The 25,596-nt window shown below is 57.7% G+C and carries 29 protein-coding genes and 1 tRNA gene; 23 read left to right on the top strand and 7 right to left on the bottom strand.

The annotated features are described in order from the left end of the window. Positions 1 to 111: 111 nt before the first annotated feature. From BK670_RS24550 to BK670_RS24540, 3 genes are read right to left on the bottom strand one after another with little or no spacing between them, the layout of a single operon-like run. Positions 112 to 696, bottom strand: coding sequence for a cob(I)yrinic acid a,c-diamide adenosyltransferase (locus BK670_RS24550; RefSeq protein WP_123453628.1), 585 nt, complete (start codon positions 694 to 696; stop codon positions 112 to 114). 3 nt (positions 697 to 699) lie between these two features. Beyond that, entirely contained in the window at positions 700 to 2,736 is a 2,037-nt protein-coding gene (locus BK670_RS24545) for a sensor histidine kinase (protein WP_123453626.1), read from the bottom strand. 45 nt (positions 2,737 to 2,781) lie between these two features. Further along, positions 2,782 to 3,699, bottom strand: a complete 918-nt coding sequence (locus BK670_RS24540; RefSeq protein ID WP_123453624.1) for a putative 2-dehydropantoate 2-reductase — start codon at positions 3,697 to 3,699, stop codon at positions 2,782 to 2,784. Positions 3,700 to 3,839: 140 nt separating this feature from the next. On the opposite strand from BK670_RS24540, the gene BK670_RS24535 reads away from it, so the two are divergent. Next, entirely contained in the window at positions 3,840 to 4,325 is a 486-nt protein-coding gene (locus BK670_RS24535) for a YajQ family cyclic di-GMP-binding protein (protein WP_042560649.1), read from the top strand. Positions 4,326 to 4,464: 139 nt separating this feature from the next. Further along, entirely contained in the window at positions 4,465 to 5,307 is an 843-nt protein-coding gene (locus BK670_RS24530; RefSeq protein ID WP_123453622.1) for a mechanosensitive ion channel family protein, read from the top strand. A gap of 227 nt (positions 5,308 to 5,534) precedes the next feature. Here the strand turns inward: BK670_RS24530 and BK670_RS24525 are convergent, their stop codons facing one another. Next, positions 5,535 to 6,872: an OprD family porin gene (locus BK670_RS24525; RefSeq protein ID WP_123453620.1), complete on the bottom strand. Its 1,338-nt coding sequence runs from the start codon at positions 6,870 to 6,872 to the stop codon at positions 5,535 to 5,537. An 896-nt stretch (positions 6,873 to 7,768) separates the two neighbouring features. Here BK670_RS24525 and BK670_RS24520 point away from each other — a divergent pair. Together BK670_RS24520 and BK670_RS24515 are read left to right on the top strand one after the other, a co-directional pair. Next, positions 7,769 to 8,194 carry an HIT domain-containing protein gene (locus BK670_RS24520; protein WP_123453618.1) on the top strand — a complete coding sequence of 142 codons (426 nt, stop codon included), beginning with the start codon at positions 7,769 to 7,771 and terminating at the stop codon, positions 8,192 to 8,194. A gap of 3 nt (positions 8,195 to 8,197) precedes the next feature. Next, positions 8,198 to 8,404, top strand: coding sequence for a SlyX family protein (locus BK670_RS24515; protein ID WP_123453616.1), 207 nt, complete (start codon positions 8,198 to 8,200; stop codon positions 8,402 to 8,404). A 72-nt stretch (positions 8,405 to 8,476) separates the two neighbouring features. On the opposite strand, the gene BK670_RS30105 is transcribed toward BK670_RS24515, so the two are convergent. Then, positions 8,477 to 9,079, bottom strand: a complete 603-nt coding sequence (locus BK670_RS30105) for a cold-shock protein (protein WP_123453614.1) — start codon at positions 9,077 to 9,079, stop codon at positions 8,477 to 8,479. A gap of 312 nt (positions 9,080 to 9,391) precedes the next feature. Here BK670_RS30105 and BK670_RS24505 point away from each other — a divergent pair, with 312 nt between their 5' ends. The 19 genes from BK670_RS24505 (at position 9,392) to nadA (ending at position 24,441) form a co-directional block, all read left to right on the top strand. Then, positions 9,392 to 9,862 (top strand): Dps family protein, encoded by a 471-nt coding sequence (locus BK670_RS24505; RefSeq protein WP_095188021.1) that lies wholly within the window; start codon positions 9,392 to 9,394, stop codon positions 9,860 to 9,862. A gap of 185 nt (positions 9,863 to 10,047) precedes the next feature. Further along, positions 10,048 to 10,386, top strand: coding sequence for a ribbon-helix-helix domain-containing protein (locus BK670_RS24500; RefSeq protein ID WP_123453612.1), 339 nt, complete (start codon positions 10,048 to 10,050; stop codon positions 10,384 to 10,386). A gap of 131 nt (positions 10,387 to 10,517) precedes the next feature. After that, positions 10,518 to 10,739, top strand: coding sequence for an FmdB family zinc ribbon protein (locus tag BK670_RS24495; protein ID WP_064119106.1), 222 nt, complete (start codon positions 10,518 to 10,520; stop codon positions 10,737 to 10,739). A gap of 99 nt (positions 10,740 to 10,838) precedes the next feature. After that, entirely contained in the window at positions 10,839 to 12,614 is a 1,776-nt protein-coding gene (gene aspS, locus BK670_RS24490) for an aspartate--tRNA ligase (protein WP_093430490.1), read from the top strand. A gap of 128 nt (positions 12,615 to 12,742) precedes the next feature. After that, a complete protein-coding gene (locus BK670_RS24485) occupies positions 12,743 to 13,489 on the top strand; it encodes a YebC/PmpR family DNA-binding transcriptional regulator (protein WP_003227527.1) in 747 nt (248 codons plus the stop codon). A 155-nt stretch (positions 13,490 to 13,644) separates the two neighbouring features. Further along, positions 13,645 to 14,172: a crossover junction endodeoxyribonuclease RuvC gene (gene ruvC, locus BK670_RS24480; protein ID WP_007962095.1), complete on the top strand. Its 528-nt coding sequence runs from the start codon at positions 13,645 to 13,647 to the stop codon at positions 14,170 to 14,172. Positions 14,173 to 14,286: 114 nt separating this feature from the next. Then, positions 14,287 to 14,895, top strand: a complete 609-nt coding sequence (gene ruvA / locus BK670_RS24475) for a Holliday junction branch migration protein RuvA (protein WP_003227522.1) — start codon at positions 14,287 to 14,289, stop codon at positions 14,893 to 14,895. Beyond that, the gene (gene ruvB, locus BK670_RS24470; RefSeq protein WP_007912736.1) at positions 14,896 to 15,957 is read left to right on the top strand and encodes a Holliday junction branch migration DNA helicase RuvB; all 1,062 of its coding nucleotides are present in this window, start codon (positions 14,896 to 14,898) and stop codon (positions 15,955 to 15,957) included. Positions 15,958 to 16,084: 127 nt separating this feature from the next. Further along, positions 16,085 to 16,552: a tol-pal system-associated acyl-CoA thioesterase gene (ybgC, locus tag BK670_RS24465; protein WP_064119107.1), complete on the top strand. Its 468-nt coding sequence runs from the start codon at positions 16,085 to 16,087 to the stop codon at positions 16,550 to 16,552. After that, positions 16,542 to 17,237: a protein TolQ gene (tolQ, locus tag BK670_RS24460; protein ID WP_007912733.1), complete on the top strand. Its 696-nt coding sequence runs from the start codon at positions 16,542 to 16,544 to the stop codon at positions 17,235 to 17,237. Before ybgC ends, tolQ begins: the two co-directional genes overlap by 11 nt. A 23-nt stretch (positions 17,238 to 17,260) precedes the next feature. Next, positions 17,261 to 17,713, top strand: a complete 453-nt coding sequence (gene tolR / locus BK670_RS24455) for a protein TolR (RefSeq protein ID WP_161806672.1) — start codon at positions 17,261 to 17,263, stop codon at positions 17,711 to 17,713. Continuing rightward, positions 17,713 to 18,777 (top strand): cell envelope integrity protein TolA, encoded by a 1,065-nt coding sequence (gene tolA, locus BK670_RS24450; protein WP_123453609.1) that lies wholly within the window; start codon positions 17,713 to 17,715, stop codon positions 18,775 to 18,777. The genes tolR and tolA overlap by 1 nt, the downstream gene beginning before the upstream one ends. Before the next feature lie 17 nt (positions 18,778 to 18,794). Then, complete coding sequence (tolB, locus tag BK670_RS24445) at positions 18,795 to 20,075, top strand: Tol-Pal system beta propeller repeat protein TolB (protein WP_016983828.1); 1,281 nt, start codon at positions 18,795 to 18,797, stop codon at positions 20,073 to 20,075. A 52-nt stretch (positions 20,076 to 20,127) separates the two neighbouring features. After that, the gene (pal, locus tag BK670_RS24440; protein ID WP_003178634.1) at positions 20,128 to 20,625 is read left to right on the top strand and encodes a peptidoglycan-associated lipoprotein Pal; all 498 of its coding nucleotides are present in this window, start codon (positions 20,128 to 20,130) and stop codon (positions 20,623 to 20,625) included. A gap of 6 nt (positions 20,626 to 20,631) precedes the next feature. Then, entirely contained in the window at positions 20,632 to 21,465 is an 834-nt protein-coding gene (gene ybgF / locus BK670_RS24435) for a tol-pal system protein YbgF (RefSeq protein WP_123453607.1), read from the top strand. 166 nt (positions 21,466 to 21,631) lie between these two features. Then, positions 21,632 to 22,279: a 7-carboxy-7-deazaguanine synthase QueE gene (queE, locus tag BK670_RS24430; protein WP_123453605.1), complete on the top strand. Its 648-nt coding sequence runs from the start codon at positions 21,632 to 21,634 to the stop codon at positions 22,277 to 22,279. A gap of 1 nt (position 22,280) precedes the next feature. Next, positions 22,281 to 22,973: a 7-cyano-7-deazaguanine synthase QueC gene (gene queC, locus BK670_RS24425; protein WP_123453603.1), complete on the top strand. Its 693-nt coding sequence runs from the start codon at positions 22,281 to 22,283 to the stop codon at positions 22,971 to 22,973. A gap of 62 nt (positions 22,974 to 23,035) precedes the next feature. Beyond that, positions 23,036 to 23,111: transfer RNA gene (locus BK670_RS24420), tRNA-Lys, on the top strand. A 271-nt stretch (positions 23,112 to 23,382) separates the two neighbouring features. After that, complete coding sequence (gene nadA / locus BK670_RS24415) at positions 23,383 to 24,441, top strand: quinolinate synthase NadA (protein WP_003227499.1); 1,059 nt, start codon at positions 23,383 to 23,385, stop codon at positions 24,439 to 24,441. 133 nt (positions 24,442 to 24,574) lie between these two features. On the opposite strand, the gene BK670_RS24410 is transcribed toward nadA, so the two are convergent. Next, positions 24,575 to 25,063 (bottom strand): RDD family protein, encoded by a 489-nt coding sequence (locus BK670_RS24410; protein ID WP_123453956.1) that lies wholly within the window; start codon positions 25,061 to 25,063, stop codon positions 24,575 to 24,577. A gap of 96 nt (positions 25,064 to 25,159) precedes the next feature. Beyond that, positions 25,160 to 25,372, bottom strand: coding sequence for a cold-shock protein (locus BK670_RS24405; protein ID WP_003227496.1), 213 nt, complete (start codon positions 25,370 to 25,372; stop codon positions 25,160 to 25,162). Positions 25,373 to 25,596 lie beyond the last annotated feature (224 nt).

Raw genomic sequence — 25,596 nt, 5'->3', positions numbered from 1 at the left:
GCTGCTGGCCTCTTCGCGAGCAGGCTCGCTCCCACAGTTGATCGGATTTCTTCAGTTGGAATGCAATCAAATGTGGGAGCGAGCCTGCTCGCGAAGGCGATCTTTCAGGCGCTAGATTTCTGCAGGCTTTACCGCCGGTTGCCACAAAATCTCCGCAATCCCCTGCCGCCGCGCAATCAACCGCGCCGCGACAAACAACAAATCTGACAACCGATTGATATACGCCAGACCCACTCCGGCCAACGGCTCCAGCCCATTCAAGTGCTGACAACGCCGCTCGGCACTGCGCGCCAGGCTGCGGCAAACGTGTGCCTGCGCAATCAGCATCGAACCGCCCGGTAAAATGAAATTCTCCAGCGGCCCCAGTTCCTCATTCCACACATCGATCGCTGCTTCCAGACGCTCGATTTCCGCCGCATTCAACGCCTTATATTCCGGCATCGCCAGCTCACCACCCAGGTCAAACAACCGATGCTGACAAGGCGCCAACACCTCGATCAGTTCATTCAGCCCCGGAAACGTGTCGCGCTCGGCCAGCAACCCGGCCAATAACACGCCGACCTGACTGTTCAGCGTATCGACCTCGCCAATGGCCTCGATGCGTGGGTGGTCCTTCGGCACGCGGCGGCCGTCGCCCAGGCCGGTTTCGCCTTTATCACCGGTGCGGGTGTAGATTTTCGACAGGCGAAAGCCCATGGGTTACCTCGATAATGGATTGGTTTCGGCAGCGATGGGCAGCGGTTGCGTCAGCGGCAGGCGCAAGGTGAAACAGGTGCCCTGGCCCGGTGCTGACTGCACCTCCATCTGCCCTTTGTGATTGTTGGTAATGATGAAGTACGACACCGACAAGCCAAGTCCGGTGCCCTGGCCGATTTCCTTGGTGGTGAAGAATGGCTCGAAGGTGCGCTTACGTACGTTCTCGCTCATGCCGATACCGTTGTCCTCGACCTGAATTTCGGCCCACGGCGGATTGAGCTTGGTGCGCAGGATGATCCGCCCCGGTTCGCTGTCGTCTTCACGCTGATGGATAGCCTGTGCAGCGTTTTTCAACAGGTTGAGCAGCACTTGCTCGAGTTCGTTGGCGGTGCCCGGCACCGGACCGAGCGCCGGGTCGAACTGGCGGATGATCGCCTGGCCCTTGAAGTCGAAGCCGATGGCCAGGTCGAAGTCGTTGCCGGCGATTTCCACGGCTTGATCGATCAGTGCCGGCAGATCGCACGGCGCCATTTGCCGGGTGCTGCGACGACTGAAACTGAGCATGTGGGTGACGATTTTTGCCGCGCGGGCGCCGGCCTGCTGAATGCCATCGAGCAGTTGCGGCACTTCGCGGCCCTGCAGGTAGCGGTTCACCGTGTCCAGCTCGATGCCCAGTTGCTCGGCGGTTTCGAGGTTCTTCGGCAGCTCGGCGGACAGACGCCGGCGAATGTTCTGCACGTTGTGCAGGATCGCGCCGAGCGGGTTGTTGATTTCATGAGCCATGCCGGCGGCGAGGCCACCGACCGAGAGCATTTTTTCCGACTGCACCATCATTTCTTCCAGCGACAGACGCTGGGTGATGTCATCGATGCGGATCACCACACCCCGCCCGGCGCCACCCATCAGCGGGTAGAACGTTAGCGCGTAATGCTTGGGCTCCTCATCCTTGAACCATGTGACTCGCTCGATTTTCGCCACGGTGTGCTGTTCGACGGTCTGCTTGAGTTGCGGCAGAAACGGTTTGAGTGGTTCGAAGGCGAGGAAGATCGGCTGGTTCAGTGCTTCGTCCAGCCGCGTACCGGAGAGGGCGCTGGCCTCCTGATTCCACTGGGTGACGTAAAGCTGCTCGTCGAGGGCGATCAGCGCCGAGGGCATCGAGTCGATGATGCTGTTGAGGTAGTTCTGGAAACCGGTGAGCTTCTTTTCGATTTTGCTGCGCACCTGGACTTCCAGTTCCAGCTTGCGGTTGGTGTGGCGGGTTTCCTCAGCCAGCCCCTGAGCCTGATCGTAAGCCGCTTGCGAGTCATCGCGGGCGCGTTTGAGTTGCTGCTCACGGGCTTCGATGCGCGAGAGCATGGTGTTGAACGCCTCGGCGAGGCTACCGATCTCGTCATGATTGCCGCGCGAGGCGCGCAGGGCGTAGTTCTCTTCGCGGGTGACCTGGCGCGACAACTCCTCAAGCTGATGAATCGGCCGAGTGATCAGGCGTTTGATCTGCCGGGCAATGACCAGCCACAGCAGCACGCTGAAAATCAGGATGCCGAGGCTCGCGGTCAGGGTGCCGGTGTAGAACGCCATTGGCAGCTCGCTGCTGGCGACCAGCAACAAGTGGCCCGGCGCGGTGCCAGGGCGGGGCAGGGTGATCAACTGGTTGCTGCGAAACTCGGTCAGTTGCCACGCTTCGATGTGCCGATAGCGTTCCGGCAGGTTGAGTTTGTCGCCGTGCTGGACTTGCGCCAGGCGTTCGCCCTTGCCGTCATACAGCGCGGCGGCGCGCAGCGGCGAGTAACTGTCGAGTTCTTTGAGCAGACGCTCGGCGCTTTGCGGCGATTGCAGGGCTTCGCTGACCAGGCTCGGGTTGGAAATCAGCCGGCCGATGGTCTGCAAGGCCTGTGGTGCCATGCTTTCCTGAGAGATGTAATAGGCGGCGCTGATAAAGGTCAGGTTGGCGACCAGCAGGACCGTGGTCAACAGCACCAGCAGGGCGGCCAGTAGTTTTTGGCCGACCGGCAGGTTTTCGAGACGCTGGCGCAATGGCATCAGGTTTATCGCAACAAAGGAACAAGTGGCCAGCGTAGCCGCTGCTCAGTCGCTGGGCAATCCGAGGCTGTGCAGATGGGTGACGAGGCGCTGCTGCAATTGATTGAGGTGCGGCAGATTCAACTGGTGGCGCGCGGCGACTTTGCAGGCGTGGCCCAGCAGATAGCTGATTTCGGTGCGGCGCCGGTTAGCGACGTCCTGATACATCGACGAGTAATTGGCCGCCGTGGCGTGGATGACCCGTTCGACTTCCTGTTGCAGATTGTCGGCGGCGGCGGGTTGGCCGCACCGTTCGAGTAACTCGGCCAGTTCAGCACACAACGTGGCGACTTCGCAGTGATGTGCCTGTAAGCCGCCATTGCGGCAGTCGTGTAGCACGGTCAGCGGATTGATCGCGCAGTTGAGCGCCAGTTTGCGCCACAACCGCGTAAGGATATCGGTGCTCCATTCGTGGGGGATCTTTGCCGCATCCAGATCGTCCAGCCAGATCGGCGCGACCGGATGGCCAGCGTCGCCCAGCCAGGTGAATCCGTGTCCGGCAAACACCACACGCCAGTCGCCATCGCGAAACGCACCTTCGGTGCTGGAGGCACTGATGCAGCGCGCCTGTGGCATCCGCGTGGCCACGGCATCCTGACTGCCAAGGCCGTTTTGCAGAAGGATCAATTCGGCGTCAGCCGTCAGGCGCGGAGCGAGGCGGGCGACGGCGCTTTCGGCGTCGTAGGCCTTGCACGCGACCAGCAAGCGGTGAATCGGCTCGGGGCTGTCGGGTGTTTCCCCGGGCACGGCATAGGTGCTGGCCTGACCTTGTTCGACCAGCGTCAATCCGCCCACGGCTTCATAGCTGCGCAAGCGCTCGGCATCACGCAGTATCAGCCTGACCGGCAGACCGGCGCGGGCCAGACGGGTAGCCCACAGCGTGCCGAGGCTACCGGCGCCCAGTACATGCCAGGTGGTGGACATCAGTTTTTTGCTCGATTGCGTACAGGCATGTGCGGCTCGCCGTGTCGGTGGGAAAAGACCCGTTATAATGAGCCCGATTTTAACCGCAAGCCAAGCGCGCTCCATCCACATCGAGCGCGCCTTTTTATTGGAGAGATTACATGCCGTCGTTCGACGTGGTATCCGAACTGGACAAACACGAACTCACCAACGCGGTCGAGAACGCCGTGAAGGAACTCGATCGTCGTTATGACCTGAAAGGCAAAGGCAGCTTCGAGTTCAAGGAAAAGGACCTCACCGTCAGCCTGACCGCTGAAGCCGGGTTCCAGCTGGAAGCGATGATCGAAATCCTCAAGCTGGCGCTGGTCAAGCGCAAGATCGACGTGCAGTGCCTTGAAGTCAAAGACGAGTACGCCTCGGGCAAGCTGATGAAGCAGGACGCCGTGCTCAAGGAAGGCATCGACAAGGAGCTGGCGAAGAAAATCGTCGGCCACATCAAGGACGCCAAGCTAAAAGTGCAGGCCGCTATTCAAGGCGAGCAGGTACGTGTAACCGGCAAGAAGCGTGACGACCTGCAAGAAGCCATCGCGGCACTGCGGGCCAAGGAATTCGGCATGCCACTGCAGTTCAACAACTTCCGCGACTAAGCTTTCCGGTCGGGGAACCTCTCGGCGTTTTCAGCGTCCGAGGCCCAAGCAACGGCAGAAACGATTGAGCCCCAACAGGTTCAGTCTTTCTGCCGCTGATTTTTTACAGCCCGGGTAGCCGGAAATCAGGAGATAGAACATGGATTTGAATGCTGAGGTGGACAACCTGGTCAAGGCATCCCAGGCGTGGATCCCGATGATTATGGAATACGGCAGCCGCGTGCTGCTTGCAGTGATTACCCTGGCCATCGGCTGGTGGCTGATCAACAAGGTCACGCAAAAACTCGGCGGTCTGCTGGCCCTGCGTAATGCCGATCTGGCACTGCAGGGTTTTATCAGCAGCCTGGCGAACATCATTCTCAAGGTGCTGCTGATTGTCAGCGTCGCTTCGATGATCGGCGTTGAAACCACCTCGTTCGTTGCGGCGATCGGTGCGGCTGGTCTAGCGATCGGCCTGGCGTTGCAGGGCAGCCTGGCGAACTTCGCTGGCGGTGTGCTGATTCTGCTGTTCCGTCCGTTCCGTATCGGTGACTGGATTGAGGCGCAAGGCGTGTCGGGTACGGTTGACAGCATCCAGATTTTCCACACCGTGCTGCGTACCGGTGACAACAAAACCATCATCGTGCCAAACGGCAACCTGTCGAATGGCATCATTACCAACACCAACCGTCAGCCAACCCGCAAGGTTGTGTTCGATGTGGGTGTGGATTACGAAGCCGATCTGCAAAAGGCCCGTCAGGTGCTGCTGGATCTGGCCAAGGATGAGCGCGTTCTGCAGGATCCGGCGCCGCAAGCGGTGATTTCGACCCTGGGTGACAGTTCGATCACGGTTTCCCTGCGTGTGTGGGTGAAAACCGCAGACTATTGGGATGTGATGTTTATGTTTAACGAGCAGTCGCGTGATCGCTTGAAGACTGCCGGCATTGATATTCCGTTTCCGCAGCGGGTGATTCGTGTAGTTCAGGAAAACGCTGTGCAGTAACAACATTGATACTGGCCTCGCGGTCAGTTATTTATGTCGGACCCAAGAGATGTTTGCACTCTTGGGTTTTTTTATGCCTGTTGTGAAAGTTTGCTGGCTAATAGATAGCTGGCTAATCTTGTCGACTGAAAGCAGATTACTTCACGCATAAAAAAACCGCCCACCTGAATCAGGTGAGCGGTTCTTGTTAGAGCAGTGCTCTACAGTACGTCAGCTGTACATCTCTATTAGAGAATGTTCAGTGGGTACTCAACGATCAGACGGGTGTCGTTGTTATCAGACGAGTAGCCACTGTAAGCGCCGTTGGAGCGGTACATGGCATAACGCAGACGGAACGACAGGTCTTTGGCCGGGCCTTCCTGGATCACGTACTTGGACTCGGCGTTCCACTCGTTTTCCTTGCCTTCACCCAGACCGTTGGTGGTGATGTGGTCACCCATCACGTAACGGGTCATGAAACTCAGGCCAGGTACGCCGTAGGTTTTCATGTTCAGGTCGTAGCGAGCTTGCCAGGAACGCTCGTCGCGGCCCACGAAGTCGGAGATCTGAATGGAGTTGGCAACGAAGATGGTGCTGTTACCGTCAACGCCATAGTAGTAAGCGTTGTCGCCGCTGGAGCGCTGGTGAGCGAGGGTGAATTTGTGGGCACCGATGCTGTACGCAGCGGCCAGGGACCACAGGTTGTTGTCCACACCAGTGGTGCCGTCGCCGATCGCGTCAACCAGGTCACCGCGGCTATCGCCCTTGGTGTGGTAGCCGTTGAAGTCGAAGTTCAGCGACTGCTCGTCGTTGATTGGCAAGGTGTAGTTCAGGTTGACGTAGTACTTCTTGAAGTAGTCGTCAGCGTCGGAAGCAGCCAAAGCACCGGTGAAGTTATCGGTGAAGGAGTAGCTAGCACCAAAGATGTTGATGTTGGTCAGGCCTTTGCCGCCATTGCCATCTTCATCTGGCAGGCCGCCGATGCTGTCACGGCCCATGCCTGTTTGCTTGCTCAGCGCGGTGAAGCGACCTGCGCTCAGCTCCAGACCTTTGATCTCTTTGGAAGTGATCAGGGTACCGGTGGCGACTTCTGGAATCAGACGGCTGTCGTCAGTGGCGAAAACCGGGCTGGCAACGAATTGCTGGCCGTATTTCAGCACGGTGTCGGATACGCGGAATTTGACTGCGCCGCCGATTTTGCCCTGGGATTTTTCCGGGTTGCCGTCGCTGTCGACTGCGAACAGGCCGTTACCGCGACGACCCGAACCGCCGTCCAGTTTGACCGAACCCATGGCCATGGCATCGAGACCGAAACCTACGGTGCCTTGAGTGAAGCCCGACTCGTAAGTCAGCAGTTGGCTTACACCGGTGTCCTGGCGATAGCCACTTTTGAAAGTGCCGTCACCGTTGGAAACGTTACCCGCGCCGTTTTTGTAGTCACGGTTCATGTATTCCATACGAGTCTTCAGTTTCAGACTCTGGTCTTCCAGGAAACCTTTGGACTCGTCTTGAGAGGACGCCATTGCGAACTGCGAGGTGCCTGCTGCAACAGCCAGGGCGATCATGCTCCACTTCATCACGCGCATCGTGATTTGCTCCTTTGGTTTTTAGAAGAGTACTGCCGTCCCACCTGTTTTATTATCTGGGCGGCTCTTTCTTTTTGTGTCGGCGCAAACTTATATCACGCCGACATTGTTGGCGATACTTGCGAATCTAACCTTTCACCTTCTTTACGACGCTGTCGCAATTGGCTTTGTAGATGTCGCAAATTCACAGTACCGATGCAACCGGACCGACAACTTTCTCGCTGTTTTTTTTGCCGTTTGCATCGCTAAAAAAGAGTCCCTGGCAAAACACTTGAATCTCCATCGGGCAACCCTGCCACTGTTTTTATTGGGCTTAAGGCTCCCACTTCCCGTGGTGCGCTTATAGTCCATGTGAGTACGAATGCAACAAGCGTGCACAAACCGCAATTTCGGTGCGGTTATTTTTCTGAACACCTGTCTTTACCTGTAAAAACCTCGTAAATACTGGGCGCCAAGCCCATTTTTATTGGGGCTTGACGCGATTGTTCCTATGGTGTTGCCACACCGTAGCAGGCGCATGACAACAAAAAACGTTACCGGTTCACCCCGCCGGTGAGTATTTGGCGGATGCCTGCCGCACTGAGCGTAGACGCACTGTGCGGTTTTGGTGCAAAAAAATTTACCGGCTGTACGGGATTCATACAGTTCAGCCGGAGTGTGGTCGTGAGCGCTTTCAGGTTTTTCAGCCATTTCAGTGGGGCAGTCATCAGTCCAGGTACTGAGCTGGTGCGTGCCGGTTAAAAGTGTCACATCTCGGGGCATCTGGAGAATGGCAAGTGGCCTGTTGTCGTGAAGGTCGGCGCATTCGCAGGTATGCTGCCGGTCTGTCGCTTGGTGCGCTGCCCTTGGGCAAGGCCGCTAAGCTCACTAATGTAGAACCGCCGGGAGTGCGCGCAGTGTTTGCTTTGGATACACGACTTCAACAGGACACGATTACCATTGGCGACTTCCCGCTCTGCCGGCTGCTGTTGTCCAACGATGCCAACTACCCTTGGTTCATTCTGGTGCCACGCCGCGACGATATCAGCGAGTTGTTTCAGTTGGATGTCGCCGATCAGCAGCAACTGTGGCTGGAAACCACGGCTCTGGCCGAGTTGCTTAAAGACCTGTTCGATGCCGACAAGATGAACGTCGCGACCCTGGGTAACGTTGTCAGTCAGATGCACATGCATGTGATCGTGCGAAAGCGCGATGACGCTGCCTGGCCGGCGCCAGTGTGGGGCAAACATCCGGCCAGGCCCTACAGCAACGAACAGGTGGCTGCCATTCGCGAGCGCTTGCGCGTGGTATTAACCGAAGATTTCACCTTTGTGGAGGGCTGAGTCATGAGCCTGGAACAACGCGTTACCGATCTGGAAAGCCGTCTGGCGTTTCAGGATGACACCATTCAGGCGTTGAACGACGTGCTGGTGGCACAGCAGCGAGTGGTCGAGCGTCTGCAATTGCAGATGGCTGCACTGCTCAAGCGTCAGGAAGAAATGGTCGGCCAGTTTGAATCGTTCGAAGAAGACGCGCCGCCACCACATTATTGATGTCGGACATTTTTCGTCAGGCATAAAAAAACCGCGAACAGCACGCTGCTCGCGGTTTTTTATTGCCTTGGATCAGCGACGCGGCAGGGCGGCGATCACGTCCTCGGCTTGCAGGCCCTTATCTCGGTTCATTACCGAGAACTCCACGCGCTGGCCTTCGACCAGGACGCGATGACCTTCGCCACGGATCGCGCGAAAGTGCACGAAAATATCATCGCCGGAATCCCGGGAGATAAAGCCGAAGCCTTTGGAAGTGTTGAACCACTTGACGGTACCGGTATCACGATTGGTCATGTCATAGGTGGTTGGAGCAGCAGCCGGTGAAGAACGATAGAAGCTGACAGCCAGGTGCAGGACCACGGCAACCAGTGCAATCACCAAGGTGAACAGCACGGCTGGCTGGCCGGCGATGACAGGCATCGGGGCGATCAGGGTCAAGGTTTGCAGGACGACGGTCAGAACCAGAAGCGCACTGACCAGGTTTTGCAGATGCTGACGAGGGCCTTTGTTCCAGAAAGGAATCACTGGAGCAATCACCAGGTTAAGCAGGCCGAAAAAGGCCAGGTAAAGGGCATCGGGTTGTTGCAGGTAGGGAACGGCTTCGGATTTCAAGCTGGGTATGAACGACAGCAGCAGTGCCGCTGCGCCCATTAGCAGGTGGACGATTTTCAACATTTTGATTGGCTCACGTTTATGACGGCTCACAAGGAAGAGCTGAAGGCGCACGGTTCGCTTCGGAACAAAATAAGAGGCGGTGGACACGTTCACGGTATCAGCCTATGCGCAACGCCCCGAAAAATGGGGCATGGCGACACACTGCCTATTTAACAGCAAAGCCTGCGGCTACTCAAATCAGCCCGGCCAGCGGCATCGTATCGGTCGATTTGTCGCAGTGTGTGCACCTGATCGGGGCTGCGGGGTGCCGACAGCCTTGCTAGAGTGGGTCTGCACCTGTTGGATGAATTCAATCGCCGTTAGGGGGTAAGTATGGCAATCGATATCGGTATCAGTGAAGAAGATCGCAAGTCCATCGTCGAAGGCTTGTCGCGTCTACTGTCGGACACCTACGTGCTGTATCTGAAAACACACAACTTCCACTGGAACGTCACAGGCCCGATGTTTCGTACCCTGCACTTGATGTTCGAAGAGCAATACAACGAACTCGCGCTGGCGGTGGATCTGATCGCCGAGCGTATTCGCGCGTTGGGTTTCCCGGCACCGGGCGCCTATGCCACCTACGCACGTCTTTCTTCTATCAAGGAGGAGGAGGGTGTGCCGAGTGCCGAAGACATGATCAAGCAACTGGTCGATGGTCAGGAGGCAGTGACCCGCACGGCGCGTGGGATCTTCCCGCTGCTCGACAAGGTCAGCGACGAGCCGACCGCAGACCTGCTGACCCAGCGCATGCAGGTTCACGAGAAAACTGCGTGGATGTTGCGCGCATTGCTGGAAGCTTAATCATCCGGGCGCGCAGGTGCGCATTAGAAGGCTTGCGCGCTGTCCGGAATCTTACCTGCGTCGTTGGCTTATCCTACGGAGACGGTCAATAAGTCGTCTGGCTATAACTTTGTGTCTGCGCTTTTATGAAAGCCACAGGATGTGACTTTTCAAACAAGCAAAGATGGCAAAGGAGTGTCACCGATATGACAGAGGAAGGCAGGCGAGGCGACAGGATTGTCGGCTTGCCGCATGAATTGAAAGTCGATCCGTTCGTCGCCGAATTCGACATGGCACTGGTTCAGCCATCGTCTCGATCCGTGCGTCTGAACGGCTATGCAACCTGCCTGCGGCTGGAGCGGGTCTACTGGAACATTCTCGGCCATATGGCCGCAGACAACTGCTGTTCGATCAGCTCGCTGTTGTCCCACGTCGACCGTGAAGTGCATCTGCGTCACGGCGGGGTGAGAAATTTCAGCGCGCTGGTGCGGGTAGTGTGCGTCATGAACGGCGTCAAGCCCGCTACACCGACCGAATCGCTCTGAAACGGTAGTTGCAGGCGAGGTCGCGGCCTGTGCAGTCTTACGGCTGCACAGGCCGCATTTAATAGATATAATCCCGCTCTTTCGCCGCAAAGCCCTGCGCGCGGTGGCAATCTGATCGCCGAGACACCCCCATGCCGATGTACGATTACCAATGTGCTTCCTGTGGTCATCAGTTGGAAGCCATTCAAAAGATCAGCGAGGCACCGCTGGTCGACTGCCCTGCCTGTCAGGCGCCAGAGCTCAAGAAACAGCTGTCCATGCCAGGCTTTCGCCTCAGCGGCAGCGGTTGGTACGAAACCGATTTCAAGACCGGGACCAAGAAGAATCTGGCCGGTGGCGACAAATCTGACTAGGGTTCAACCCCAGGTTGAACGACACGCGTGAGTTTCCGCATTGCTTTAAAGCAACGGGACCTCCACCGAATATCGAATGACGAGAAGCGAACCATTATCATGATGCGCAGCCACTATTGCGGCCAACTGAACGAAAGCCTGGAAGGTCAGGAAATTACCCTTTGCGGATGGGTTCACCGTCGTCGCGACCACGGCGGGGTGATTTTCCTCGATATCCGTGATCGTGACGGTCTGGCCCAGGTGGTATTCGATCCGGATCGCGCCGAGAGCTTCGCTGCCGCCGATCGCGTGCGCAGCGAGTACGTCGTGAAGATCACCGGCAAGGTGCGTCTGCGTCCGGCCGGTGCCACCAACGCCAACATGGCGTCGGGCATGATCGAAGTGCTGGGCTACGAACTGGAAGTGCTGAACGAGTCGGAAACCCCGCCGTTCCCGCTGAACGAGTTCTCCGACGTTGGCGAAGAAACCCGCCTGCGTTATCGCTTCCTTGATCTGCGCCGCCCGGAAATGGCCGAGAAGCTGCGTCTGCGTTCGCGCATGACCACCAGCATCCGTCGCTTCCTCGACGAAAACGGCTTCCTTGACGTCGAAACGCCGATCCTGACCCGTGCGACACCTGAAGGCGCGCGTGACTATCTGGTGCCAAGCCGTACCCACGCCGGTTCGTTCTTCGCCTTGCCGCAATCGCCACAGCTGTTCAAGCAACTGCTGATGGTTGCCGGTTTCGACCGCTACTACCAGATCGCCAAGTGCTTCCGCGACGAAGACCTGCGTGCTGACCGTCAGCCTGAATTCACCCAGATCGACATCGAGACCAGCTTCCTCGATGAAAAAGAGATCATGGGCCTGACCGAAGAAATGATCCGCAACCTGTTCAAGGAAGTGCTGGGTCTGGAATTCGGCGATTTCCCGCACATGACTTTCGAAGAAGCCATGCGCCGCTACGGTTCCGACAAGCCAGACCTGCGTAACCCGCTGGAACTGGTCGACGTTGCTGATCAACTGAAAGAAGTTGAATTCAAAGTATTCAGCGGTCCGGCCAACGATCCGAAATGCCGTATTGCCGCACTGCGCGTTCCAGGCGGGGCGAGCATGCCACGCAAGCAGATCGACGATTACACCAAGTTCGTCGGCATCTACGGTGCCAAGGGCCTGGCGTACATCAAGGTCAACGAGCGCGCTGCCGGTGTTGACGGTTTGCAATCGCCGATTGTGAAAAACATCCCTGAAGACAAGCTGAACGTGATCCTCGATCGCGTTGGCGCAGTCGATGGCGACATCGTGTTCTTCGGCGCCGACAAGGCCAAGATCGTCAGCGAAGCCTTGGGCGCGCTGCGCATCAAGCTCGGTCACGACCTCAAGCTGCTGACCTGCGAGTGGGCACCAATGTGGGTCGTCGACTTCCCGATGTTCGAAGAAAACGACGACGGCAGCTTCTCCGCGTTGCACCACCCGTTCACCGCGCCGAAGTGCTCTCCTGAAGAGCTGGAAGCCAACCCGGCTGGCGCTCTGTCCCGCGCGTACGACATGGTGCTGAATGGCACCGAACTGGGTGGCGGTTCGATCCGTATCCATCGCAAGGAAATGCAGCAAGCGGTGTTCCGTCTGCTGGGTATCAATGAAGCGGAACAGGAAGAGAAATTCGGCTTCCTGCTCGACGCGCTGAAGTACGGTGCGCCGCCGCACGGTGGTCTGGCCTTCGGTCTCGACCGTCTGGTGATGCTGATGACCGGCGCCCAGTCGATCCGTGAAGTGATCGCCTTCCCGAAAACCCAAAGTGCTGCCGACGTCATGACGCAAGCACCGGGTGTGGTGGATGCCAAGGCACTGCGCGAGCTGCACATTCGTTTGCGCGAAACGCCAAAGGCTGAGTAAGACGGGCCTGAAGGCGCATCTTCGGATGCGCCTTTTTTCTTTCTATAGAGAGCAGGTCGAGATTTTTTGTGTGCTGGCCGCTGCATGAGCAGGGCGGGCAACGTTTCAAAGAGAATTCGGAGCGAGTTATGGCAGGTCATTCCAAGTGGGCGAACATCAAGCACCGCAAAGAACGTCAGGATGCCAAGAGAGGCAAGATCTTCACCAAGTGGATCCGCGAACTGACCGTGGCGGCCCGTCAGGGCGGCGGTGATCCGGGTTCCAACCCGCGTCTGCGTCTGGCCCTGGACAAGGCGCTGGGCGCAAACATGAGCCGCGACATCATCGATCGAGCGGTGGCCCGCGGCGCCGGTGCCACCGAAGCGGATAACGTTGAAGAGCTGACCTATGAAGGTTACGGCCCGGGCGGCGTGGCGGTGATGGTCGAGTGCATGACCGACAACCGAAACCGCACCGCGGCAGCCGTACGCCATGCGTTCAGCAAGTGTGGCGGCAACCTCGGCACCGACGGTTCGGTGGCCTATCTGTTCGAGCGCAAGGGCCAGATCAGTTTCGCCCCGGGTGTTGACGAGGACGCCTTGACCGAAGCCGCGCTGGAAGCCGATGCCGACGACGTGGTTAGCCATGAAGACGGCTCGATCGATGTGTTCACCTCGTTCACCAGTTTCTATGCTGTGCGTAACGCGCTGGAAGCCGCTGGATTCAAGGGTGATGACGCGGAAATCGTCATGCAGCCGACCACCAGCGCCGAACTGGATCTGGAGGGCGCGGAAAAGGTGCTGAAGCTGATCGACATGCTTGAGGATCTGGATGACGTGCAGAACGTCTATTCCAACGCGGATATTCCGGAAGACGTGGCCGCTCAGCTCGGTTGATGCAAATAGCAAGGTCGCAGTTTTTGATGGCTCTACACTTCATCTGTAGGCGCTGCCGAAGGCTGCGATCTTTCTGTTTTTAAAGATCAAAAGATCGCAGCCTTCGGCAGCTCCTACATGTACCCTCAGCTTTCGCATCAACTTCTGCAGGCGTTATGACTTTAATTCTTGGTATCGACCCGGGTTCGCGCATCACCGGTTACGGGATTGTTCGCGATACCGGACGTGGCGGCTGTATCTATGTGGCTTCCGGCTGCATCCGTACCGGTGCGGGCGAGTTGCATGAGCGCCTGCAAATCGTCTATCGCGGTGTGCGCGAGATCATCCAGACCTACGGTCCGGTGACCATGGGCATCGAAAAGGTGTTTATGGCGAAAAACGCCGACTCGGCGCTGAAGCTGGGGCAGGCGCGCGGTGCGGCGATCGTCGCCGGTGCTGAAGAATGTCTGGAGATCGCCGAATATACGGCCACGCAGGTCAAGCAAGCCGTGGTTGGCACCGGCGCCGCAAATAAAGAGCAGGTGCAGATGATGGTCATGCACATGCTCAAGCTCACCAGCAAACCGCAAATTGATGCCTCGGACGCCTTGGCCATTGCCATTTGCCATGCACATACGCGCTCCAGTCTGCTGCCGCACGGCTTGGGAACGGCACGCAGTCGTGGCGGGCGCCTGCGTCTCTGATAGCATCAGCATCAATTTTCCTGAAAGCGGTTTTTGGCGCCTGGGTCGTCGGCCCGAAATCCGCCTTTCGACAGTCGCCAGCCCACGGCTGGCCAACGCTCAAGGATCTGAAACGTGATTGGACGCTTGCGCGGCACCCTGGCTGAAAAACAGCCGCCGCACCTGATTCTGGATGTAAACGGCCTCGGGTATGAGCTGGAAGTGCCCATGACCACCCTTTATCGCCTGCCGTCGGTCGGTGAACCGCTGACCCTGCACACGCATTTGGTCGTACGCGAAGACGCGCAATTACTCTATGGTTTTGCCGGCAAGCGTGAGCGAGACTTTTTTCGCGAGTTGATCCGTCTCAATGGTGTCGGGCCAAAATTGGCCCTGGCCTTGATGTCGAGCCTGGAAGTCGACGAACTGATCCGCTGCGTGCAGTCTCAGGACACCTCGGCGTTGACCAAGGTGCCAGGTGTCGGCAAGAAAACCGCTGAACGCTTGCTGGTCGAGCTGAAAGACCGCTTCAAGGCCTGGGAAACCTCGCCAGCGATGTTCGCGCTCGTACCGAATCAGCCGGACGGCCCGGCGCCGGTCAATACCGCCGAGAACGATGCGGTCAGCGCGCTGATTTCCCTGGGCTACAAGCCGCAGGAAGCGAGCAAGGCGATTACCGCCATCAAGGACAAGAATTTGAGCAGTGAAGACCTGATCCGCCGTGCCCTGAAGGGAATGATTTAAGTGATTGAAGCTGATCGTCTGATCACCGCCGCGCACAGTCCGCGCGAGCGCGAAGAAGTCCAGGACCGGGCCATTCGCCCGGTCAGTCTGGCCGACTACATTGGCCAGCCGACCGTGCGCGAGCAGATGGAACTGTTCATCCAGGCCGCCCGTGGCCGTAGCGAATCCCTCGACCACACGCTGATCTTCGGCCCGCCAGGGCTGGGCAAGACCACCCTGGCCAACATCATTGCCCAGGAAATGGGCGTATCAATCAAAAGTACTTCCGGACCGGTGCTTGAACGTCCGGGGGATCTGGCGGCGTTGCTGACCAATCTTGAGCCGCACGATGTGTTGTTCATCGACGAAATTCATCGTCTGTCGCCAATCGTTGAAGAAGTGCTGTACCCGGCGATGGAAGATTTCCAGCTCGACATCATGATTGGTGAAGGGCCGGCGGCGCGGTCGATCAAGCTCGATCTGCCGCCGTTCACGCTGGTGGGTGCGACGACTCGCGCCGGCATGCTGACCAATCCACTGCGTGACCGCTTCGGTATTGTCCAGCGTCTTGAGTTCTACAGCACGGCTGATCTGGCGACGATTGTCAGTCGTTCGGCGGCCATTCTCGGTCTGCCGCTGGATCCGGAAGGTTCGTTCGAAATTGCGCGTCGCGCCCGTGGCACGCCGCGGATCGCTAACCGTCTGCTGCGCCGTGTGCGCGACTTCGCCGAAGTGCGCGCCAAGGGCCATATCACCAAAGCGGTGGCTGACCTGGCGTTGAACCTGCTGGATGTCGACGAACACGGTTTCGATCATCAGGACCGGCGTCTGCTGCTGACCATGATCGAGAAGTTCGATGGTGGCCCGGTCGGTATCGATAGCCTCGCCGCGGCAATCAGCGAAGAGCGCCATACCATTGAGGATGTGCTGGAACCGTATCTGATCCAGCAGGGCTACATCATGCGCACGCCGCGGGGCAGGGTGGTGACACGGCATGCGTACCTGCACTTCGGTTTAAACATCCCGTCACGAATGGGTGAAATGCCCGTGGCAGACGAGTTTCTCGATGCCGTGGACGATTGATACACATTTTTTGTCGATTTATTCAGGGTTTGTACGGTCATAGGACGGTACTTTTGCGGTAAAGCCCTGAAACCATGAAAAACAGTTGCCTGGCCGGATTGGCAACCTGAGGAGTAAGCACTAGAGTATGCGCGCGCAAAACGGGCTTGAGCCGTTCGCACATCGTTGTCGCGTTTATTACGAGGACACCGATGCGGGCGGCATCGTGTATTACGTTAATTACCTCAAGTTTATGGAACGGGCTCGAACCGAGCGGCTCCGCGAACTGGGCTTTGCCCAATCGCAGCTGGCAGGAGAGGACCTGTTGTTTGTCGTGCACTCCAGCGAAGCGCGCTATCACGCGCCGGCGCGACTGGACGACGAACTGCTGGTAAGCGCTGAAGTAATCGAATTGAACCGTGCCAGCCTGCGCTTCAAACAGCAGGTCAGGCGGGCTACGGATAATGTGCTGCTCTGTGAAGGGCAGTTTCTGGTGGCCTGTGTGCGCACTAACAGTTTGAAACCCCGGGCCCTTCCCGAAGACTTGCGTGCGGCCTTCGCCGACGCGGTCGGCCCGGGTACACACTCAAAGCAGGAGATAAAGCGTGGAAGCTAACGTCGTCGACCATTCCTCCATGTGGAGCCTGGTCAGCAATGCCAGCATCGTGGTGCAGTTGGTAATGTTGACCCTGGTGGCCGCATCGGTGACCTCATGGATCATGATCTTTCAGCGCAGCAATCTGCTGCGTGCCGGTCGACGCGCCCTGGAGAGCTTCGAAGAGCGCTTCTGGTCGGGTATCGATCTGTCCAAGCTGTACCGTCAGGCGGGCAGCAATCCGGATCCCGATTCGGGCGTCGAGCAAATCTTCCGTGCCGGTTTCAAAGAGTTCTCCCGTCTGCGCCAGCAGCCAGGCGTCGACCCTGAGGCGGTGATGGAAGGCGTGGCCCGTGCCATGCGCGTGGCCATCTCCCGCGAAGAAGAGAAGCTGGAGCAGAGCCTGCCGTTCCTCGCTACTGTGGGTTCGGTCAGCCCGTACATCGGTCTGTTCGGCACCGTATGGGGCATCATGAACTCCTTCCGTGGTCTGGCCAGCGCCCAGCAGGCGACCCTGGCCACCGTGGCTCCGGGTATCGCCGAAGCCCTGATCGCTACGGCGATCGGCCTGTTCGCGGCAATTCCTGCGGTTATCGCTTACAACCGTTTCTCTGCCCGCAGTGAAACCTTGCTGAGCCGCTACTACACCTTCGCCGATGAATTCCAGGCGATCCTGCACCGCAAAGTGCACACCAGCGAAGAATAAGCAGGTAATTTCCAATGGCTTTAATCGCTCGAGCTCGCAAAAAGCGCAAGCCGGTCGCCGAGATGAACGTGGTGCCTTACATCGACGTGATGTTGGTACTGCTGGTCATCTTCATGGTGACCGCGCCGATGCTCAATCAGGGCGTGAAAGTTGATCTGCCCAAGGTTTCCAGCGAAGCCTTGCCGCAGGACAACAACACTCAGGTCCTGACCATTTCGATCAAGGCTGACAAGACCTACTACTGGAACCTTGGCAGCGAAGTCGATACCGAGAAGCAACAGGACAGGGCCATGACCCTGCCGCAAATGACCGACGCGGTGACCAAGATCATTCGTGCCGGCACTGAAGGCGGCAAGCGTACCCAGGTCTTCATCCGCGGTGACAAGACCGTCGACTATGGTTCCGTCATGGGCGCCATGGGCGGGTTGCAGAAAGCCGGGGTCGGTAATGTTGGTTTGATTACCGAGGCCCCCTGATGCAGCAACAGCGAGAGCCGTCCGCCTCGGAAAGCTACTTCTGGCCTAGTGTTCTGGCAATTGTCCTGCACGTGCTGGTGTTCGGCATGCTGTTCGTCAGTTTTGCCTTCACACCAGAGCTGCCGCCGGCCAAACCGATTGTCCAGGCGACCCTCTACCAACTGAAATCGAAAAGTCAGGCAACCACCCAGACCAATCAGAAGATTGCGGGTGAGGCGAAGAAATCCGCCGCGCGCCAGACCGAAGTCGAGCAGATGGAGCAGAAGAAGGTCGAGCAGGAAGCGGTGAAGGCTGCGGAACAAAAGAAAGAAGAAGCGGCTCAAAAGGCCGAGGAAGCCAAGAAGGCCGATGAGGCTAAAAAAGCGGACGAAGCGAAGAAGGCTGATGAAGCCAAGAAAGCTGACGACGCGAAGAAAGCCGAAGCCAAGAAGGCCGAAGAGAAACAATTGGCTGATATAGCCAAGAAGAAGGCTGAAGAAGAGGCGAAGGAAGAGGCCAAGAAAGATGCCGCTGAAGAAGCCAAGAAGAAGATCGTCGAAGACGCGAAGAAGAAAGCCGCCGAAGACGCCAAGAAGAAAGCTGAAGCTGAAGAGGCGAAGAAGAAAATCGCCGACGAAGCGAAGAAGAAAGCTGCTGCCGATGCTGCGAAGAAAAAAGCGCAGGATGCGGCACGTAAGTCGACCGAAGACAAAAAGGCTCAGGCCTTGGCCGATTTGCTTTCCGACACGCCGCAGCGCCAGCAGGCCTTGGCCGATGAGCAGGGTGATGAAGTCGCGGGCAGTTTCGATGACCTGATTCGTGCGCGAGCTGCAGAAGGTTGGGCCCGTCCACCTTCGGCACGCAAAGGCATGACAGTTGTACTGCAGATCGGCATGTTGCCGGACGGTACGGTGACTTCGGTCAGCGTGGCCAAGTCCAGTGGCGATGGTCCGTTCGACGCGTCGGCAGTGGCAGCGGTGAAGAATATTGGACGTTTGACAGAAATGCAGGGAATGAAGCCGAGCGATTTCGCTCCGTATCGTTCATTCAAGATGACATTCACACCTGAGGATCTAGCCTTGTGAGAAACCTTCTTCGAGGAATGCTGGTCGTGATCTGCTGCATGGCAGGGATCGCGATGGCGGATGAAAAGAACATTCTGGTCACCAGCGGCAGCGATCGGGCTACACCGATCGCCGTTGTACCGTTCGGTATGCAGGGCGGTGCTGTCCTGCCGGACGACATGGCTGAAATCATTGGTAACGATTTGCGCAACTCGGGCTACTACTCGCCGATTCCAAAGCAAAACATGATCAGCCAGCCAAGCCAGCCGAGCGAAATCATCTTCCGTGACTGGAAGGCGGTCGGTGCTCAATACATGATGGTCGGCAGCATTGCGCCAGCAGGCGGTCGCCTGCAGGTTCAGTGGGCGCTGTTCAACGTGGCCACCGAACAGAAAGTGGCGGACGGCAGTGTTTCCGGTACCACCGAGCAACTGCGCGACATGGCGCACTTCATCTCGGACCAGTCGTTCCAGAAACTGACCGGTATTGAAGGTGCATTCTCGACTCGTCTGCTGTATGTAACGGCCGAACGTTTTTCCGAGAAGAATACGCGCTACACCCTTCAACGCTCGGACTACGACGGTGCACGCGCCGTGACCCTGCTGCAATCGCGCGAGCCTATCCTGTCGCCGCGTTTTGCACCGGATGGCAAGCGCATCGCCTATGTGTCGTTCGAGCAGAAGCGTCCGCGTATCTTCATGCAGAACATCGACACCGGTCGTCGCGAGCAGATCACCAACTTCGAAGGTCTCAACGGCGCGCCGGCCTGGTCGCCTAATGGTGATCGCCTTGCGTTCGTGCTGTCGAAAGACGGTAACCCGGACATTTACGTAATGAACCTGGCTTCGCGTCAGATCACCCGCGTGACCGCAGGTCCTGGCATCAACACCGAACCGTACTGGGGCAAGGATGGTTCGACCATCTATTTCACCTCGGACCGTGGCGGCAAGCCTCAGATCTATAAAACCAGCGCCAGCGGCGGTGGTGCCGAGCGTGTAACGTTTGTGGGCAACTACAACGCCAACCCGAAACTTTCGGCTGATGAAAAGACTTTGGTGATGATCCATCGTCAGGATGGCTTCACCAATTTCAAGGTGGCAGCACAGGATCTGCAGCGAGGTAGTGTAAAGATCCTCACTGATAGCACTCTGGACGAGTCACCTACTGTTGCGCCCAACGGCACCATGGTAATCTACGCCACCCGCCAGCAGGGCCGGGGAGTCTTGATGCTCGTGTCCATTAACGGACGCGTTAGGCTCCCGCTTCCTACCGCTCAAGGCGAAGTCAGAGAACCGTCCTGGTCCCCTTACCTGAAGTGAGCGGGCGCTACACGTTTTACTTAACACACTGGGGTTCATTAGGAGTTTCACGATGGAAATGCTGAAGTTTGGTAAATTTGCTGCGCTGGCTCTGGCCATGGCTGTAGCTGTAGGTTGCTCGTCCAAAGGCGGCGACAACGCCGGTGAAGGCGCTGTTGATCCAAACGCTGGTTACGGCGCAAACACTGGTGCCGTTGACGGTTCCCTGAGCGAAGAAGCTGCTCTGCGCGCAATCACCACCTTCTACTTCGAATACGACAGCTCGGACCTGAAGCCAGAAGCCATGCGCGCTCTGGACGTTCACGCCAAAGACCTGAAAGCAAACGGCGCTCGCGTTGTTCTGGAAGGCAACACCGACGAACGTGGTACTCGTGAGTACAACATGGCACTGGGCGAGCGTCGTGCGAAAGCCGTTCAGCGCTACCTGGTACTGCAAGGTGTTTCCCCAGCTCAGCTGGAACTGGTTTCCTACGGCGAAGAGCGTCCAGTTGCTACCGGCAACGACGAGCAGTCCTGGGCTCAAAACCGTCGCGTCGAACTGCGTAAGTAATTCGATATGCGAACGTGCCGTCGTGCTGTAACTGTTCTGGCTCTCAGCCTCGCGCCGCTTGCGGCGTGGGCTGCGGTTCCTGTGGTCGATGACAACTCCGGTTATAACAATAGCGGGAGCAGTTATCCGCCTGCAGGTTACGGTACGAACGGCGCCTATGCCGGGGGAGCGGCTTCGGCCCCTGCCTCGGCACAAGGCATGCTGTTCAACCAATTGCAACAGATGCAGGATCAGATTTCTCGCCAGCAAGGCGTGATCGAAGAACTGCAGAATCAGGTTGCGCGCATGAAGCAGGAATCCCTGGAGCGATACCAGGATCTTGATCGGCGCATAGGATCCGGCGTTGCACCTGCCGCGACTCCTGAGAATTCTTCTGCCGGTGGCGATGCAAGTGCTGCTGCCGGTGCTGCCGTTGGCGCCGGGGCTGCTGCCCAGGCACCTGCTGCAAGCAGCGAACCGGGTGATCCGGCCAAGGAAAAGCTGTATTACGATGCCGCTTTCGACCTGATCAAAGCCAAGGATTTCGACAAGGCCAGCCAGGCTTTTGCCGCTTTCCTGCGCAAATACCCGAACAGCCAATACGCGGGCAACGCCCAGTACTGGTTGGGCGAAGTCAATCTGGCCAAAGGCGATCTGCAAGGCGCAGGTCAGGCTTTCGCCAAGGTTTCGCAGCTGTATCCCAAGCACGCCAAAGTGCCTGACTCGCTGTACAAGCTGGCTGATGTAGAGCGCCGCCTCGGTCATACCGACAAGGTCAAAGGCATTCTGCAGCAGGTGGTGGCCCAATATCCGGGTACCTCTGCCGCTCAGTTGGCCCAACGCGATCTGCAACGCATGTAAGCAAGCTTGACCCGTTTGGAAGAAACCCGCGCTTGTCGCGGGTTTTTTCGTTAGAATTCACGCCCTTTTTCTGAAACACGCTTCTTGTGGTCTACGCGTTGGCGGGATTGCCTGAAGTGCCTGACGGAGGCGGACAGCCTGTTTAGCTGTTACGCCCGTGGCGACTATGCAAGACACATTGAGAATCACCGAAGTTTTCTACTCGTTGCAGGGGGAAACGCGGACTGCCGGGCTGCCCACGGTTTTTGTGCGCCTGACCGGTTGCCCTTTGCGTTGCCAATACTGCGACAGTGCCTATGCGTTCAGTGGCGGTACCGTCCGCTCCCTCGACGACATCCTCGAGCAAGTGGCCGGATTCCGTCCACGCTACGTTTGTGTCACTGGCGGTGAGCCGCTGGCACAGCCGAACGCCATTCCTTTGCTCAAACAGTTGTGTGATGCCGGTTACGAGGTCTCGCTGGAAACCAGCGGCGCCCTCGACATTTCGGCTGTCGATCCGCGCGTCAGTCGTGTCGTAGACCTGAAAACGCCGGACTCGAAAGAAGCCCATCGCAACCGTTACGAGAACATCGAACTGCTGACTCCCAACGATCAGGTGAAGTTTGTCATCTGCTCGCGGCAAGACTATGACTGGGCAGTGTCCAAGCTGATCCAGTACGGTCTCGACCGGCGTGCCGGCGAAGTGCTGTTCTCCCCAAGTCACCATGACCTCAATGCTCGAGATCTGGCGGACTGGGTAGTAGCGGACAATCTGCCAGTGCGGTTGCAATTGCAGTTGCATAAATATCTGTGGAATGACGAGCCGGGGCGCTGATATGACAGAACAATCGAACACCACTGAAAAACGTGCCGTCATCCTGCTGTCCGGCGGCCTCGATTCGGCCACGGTCGTGGCCATGGCTCGCGCCGAAGGCTACAGCTGCTACACCATGAGTTTCGATTACGGTCAGCGCTCTCATGCTGAATTGCACGCCGCTGCCCGCGTTGCCCGCGACCTGGGTGTGGTCGAACACAAGGTTATTGGTCTGAACTTGAATGGCATGGGCGGCTCGGCCCTGACCGACAGCAGCATCGACATTCCGCAAGAGTTGGGCGAAGGCATTCCGGTGACGTACGTGCCGGCGCGCAACACGGTGTTCCTGTCGCTGGCGTTGGGCTGGGCGGAAGTGCTCGGTGCACGTGACATCTTTATTGGTGTCAACGCGGTGGACTATTCCGGTTACCCGGATTGCCGTCCTGAGTTCATCGAGTCGTTCGAGCGCATGGCCAATCTGGCGACCAAGGCTGGCGTTGAAGGCAATGGCTTCCGCATTCAGGCGCCACTACAGAACCTGAGCAAGGCGCAGATCGTTCAGGCGGGCGTGAAGCTCGGTGTAGATTATGGCCTCACCGTTTCTTGCTATCAGGCCGACGATGACGGCCGTGCGTGCGGCAAATGCGACAGCTGCCGCCTGCGCGCAGAAGGCTTTGCGGCAGCTGGTGTGGACGACCCAACAGCTTATTTTTGATTTTTTTCAAAAAGGTGTTGAATAGTCCTTAAAAATCAGTATTATACGCGCCACCACACAGCGGGTCGTTAGCTCAGTTGGTAGAGCAGTTGGCTTTTAACCAATTGGTCGTAGGTTCGAATCCCACACGACCCACCATATTTGGCGGTTTAGAAAATCCGGAAGGCCCACGAAAGTGAGGATTTCCGGGTTTTTTTTTGCCTGCAATTTCGCTATGCGTTGTTTCAATACCCGCAGCGCTGACGCAGGTCAGAATCATCTTTTGTATCAACGGGATATTCTGTAGCCTTGCGCAGCTTCAATGCTGTCCGTGCCTGATAATACTCACTCTCCCGGCGGTACCCTCAAGCGGTCCGGAGCCGGGTGTATACTCGACTTTCGCGCGAAAGCGCCTGCAGGTCTTGCGAACATGACGCAGATTTCCGAACGCCTTCTGGTTCAAGCCCACCTCGATGCCAAGCAGCCCAAACCGCTGACAGCTGAGGAAGAGGCTTATTACCGTTCCGCCATCGCCGCCGAGCTCAAGGCTCAGGACGCGGTGCTGGTGGCCCACTTTTATTGCGACCCGGTGATTCAGGCCCTGGCCGAAGAAACCGGCGGCTGTGTCTCCGATTCTCTGGAAATGGCCCGCTTCGGCAATGCTCACCCGGCCAAGACCGTGGTGGTCGCCGGCGTGAAGTTCATGGGCGAGACCGCGAAGATTCTCAACCCGGAAAAACGCGTGCTGATGCCAACCCTGGACGCGACCTGCTCTCTGGACCTCGGTTGTCCGGTCGACGAGTTCTCGGCGTTCTGCGATCAGCACCCGGAGCGTACGGTGGTGGTTTACGCCAACACCTCCGCAGCGGTCAAAGCGCGGGCTGACTGGGTGGTGACGTCGAGCTGCGCGCTGGAGATCGTCGAAAGCCTGATGGACAACGGCGAGACCATCATTTGGGGCCCGGACAAACACTTGGGCACCTACATCCAGCGCAAGACCGGCGCCGACATGCTGCTGTGGGACGGTGCCTGCATCGTTCACGAAGAGTTCAAGTCCAAGCAGCTCGAAGACATGAAGGCGTTGTATCCGGACGCTGCCATTCTGGTGCACCCGGAGTCGCCGACGTCGGTGATCGAGTTGGCGGACGCCGTCGGTTCCACCAGCCAGTTGATTGCGGCTGCGCAGTCTTTGCCGAACAAGACCCTGATCGTCGCGACCGACCGTGGCATCTTCTACAAGATGCAGCAGCTGTGTCCGGACAAGGTCTTCATCGAGGCGCCAACCGCCGGTAACGGCGCAGCGTGCCGCAGTTGCGCACATTGCCCGTGGATGGCCATGAACACCCTTGAGCGCACGCTCAAGAGCTTGAAGGAAGGGACGAACGAGATCTTTGTTGATCCGGCGTTGATTCCGCAGGCTATTCGACCGCTCAAGCGGATGCTGGATTTCACCCAGGCCGCACGGATGAAGCTGGCGGGTAACGCCTAAACTCTGAAAAGCGCCACAAAACCTGTGGGAGCGAGCCTGCTCGCGAAAGCGGTGTATCAGTCACCAATAGAATCGACTGATACGACGCCTTCGCGAGCAGGCTCGCTCCCACAGTAGTTTTTGGTGTCTGGAATTATTTGGTCTTTTTCGGGATCCGCACCACGCGGGTATCGGAATAGATGTCATGCCACGTGCGCTTCTGCTTGTCGTACAGCGACCAGAAGAATCCCAGCCCCACGCACAGCCACGACGCAATCGACACCATGAACCGCAACAGCGCCTGCCACAGGCTGATCGCCGTGCCATTGGCGTTCTGCACGCGAATGCCCCACACCTGCATGCCCAGCGTCTGCCCGCCATGGGTCCAGAACTTGGCAAAGAATCCGAACAGCACCAATACCAGCACCGTCGAGTAGAGCGGATCGCCGTCCAGTTGCCCGGCGTCGGTCATCACCCGCAGGCGCTCTTCGCCGATGATCGCTGCCTGGATCAACTTGTAGACGAAGCCGGTGACAATCAGCAGAGCGGTGCACAGCAGGAAGTCATAGAACATCGCAGCCAGACGCCGGCCGAGGCCAACGGGAGGAAAATCGCCCTGTGGGGTGAGCAGGTTGTTCGACATGGCAGCCTCGGACGCAAAATGAAGCGCCATTTTACGGATTTGCGCACACAAAAAAGCCCCTGATATCAATATCAGGGGCTTTTTCGTAACAGAGAATCAGGCTTCAGCTTGTACTTCGTCAGCCTGCATGCCTTTCTGGCCCTGCACAGCAACGAAGGTCACTTTCTGGCCTTCTTTCAGGCTCTTGAAGCCGTTGCCCTGAATAGCGCGGAAATGCACGAACAGATCCGGACCGCTTTCTGGAGTGATAAAACCAAAACCTTTCTCGTCGTTAAACCACTTGACGGTACCGCTCTGACGTGTGGACATTTCTTATTTCCTATGACGCAAAAATTAATGACAGTCTCTTCCTCATGAAAGAGTACTGGGGCTGGTTGCAGGAGAGTAAGAAGACGTCGAACGGGATGTAGCTAACTTGTAGGCTACTGCCCAGGTCACGATTCCAAGCTGACCCATGCAAACACAGTGGGGAAACTCTACGCCAACTACGGGAGAAAAAACAAGCCCCGTAAAGGCCCCGGTTTTGCTGCGCT

The organism is Pseudomonas fluorescens (assembly GCF_003732425.1).
GTDB lineage: Bacteria > Pseudomonadota > Gammaproteobacteria > Pseudomonadales > Pseudomonadaceae > Aquipseudomonas > Aquipseudomonas fluorescens_BE.
Note: the sequence above shows the minus strand (reverse complement) of the source record. Positions and strands in the feature narration are given on the sequence as shown.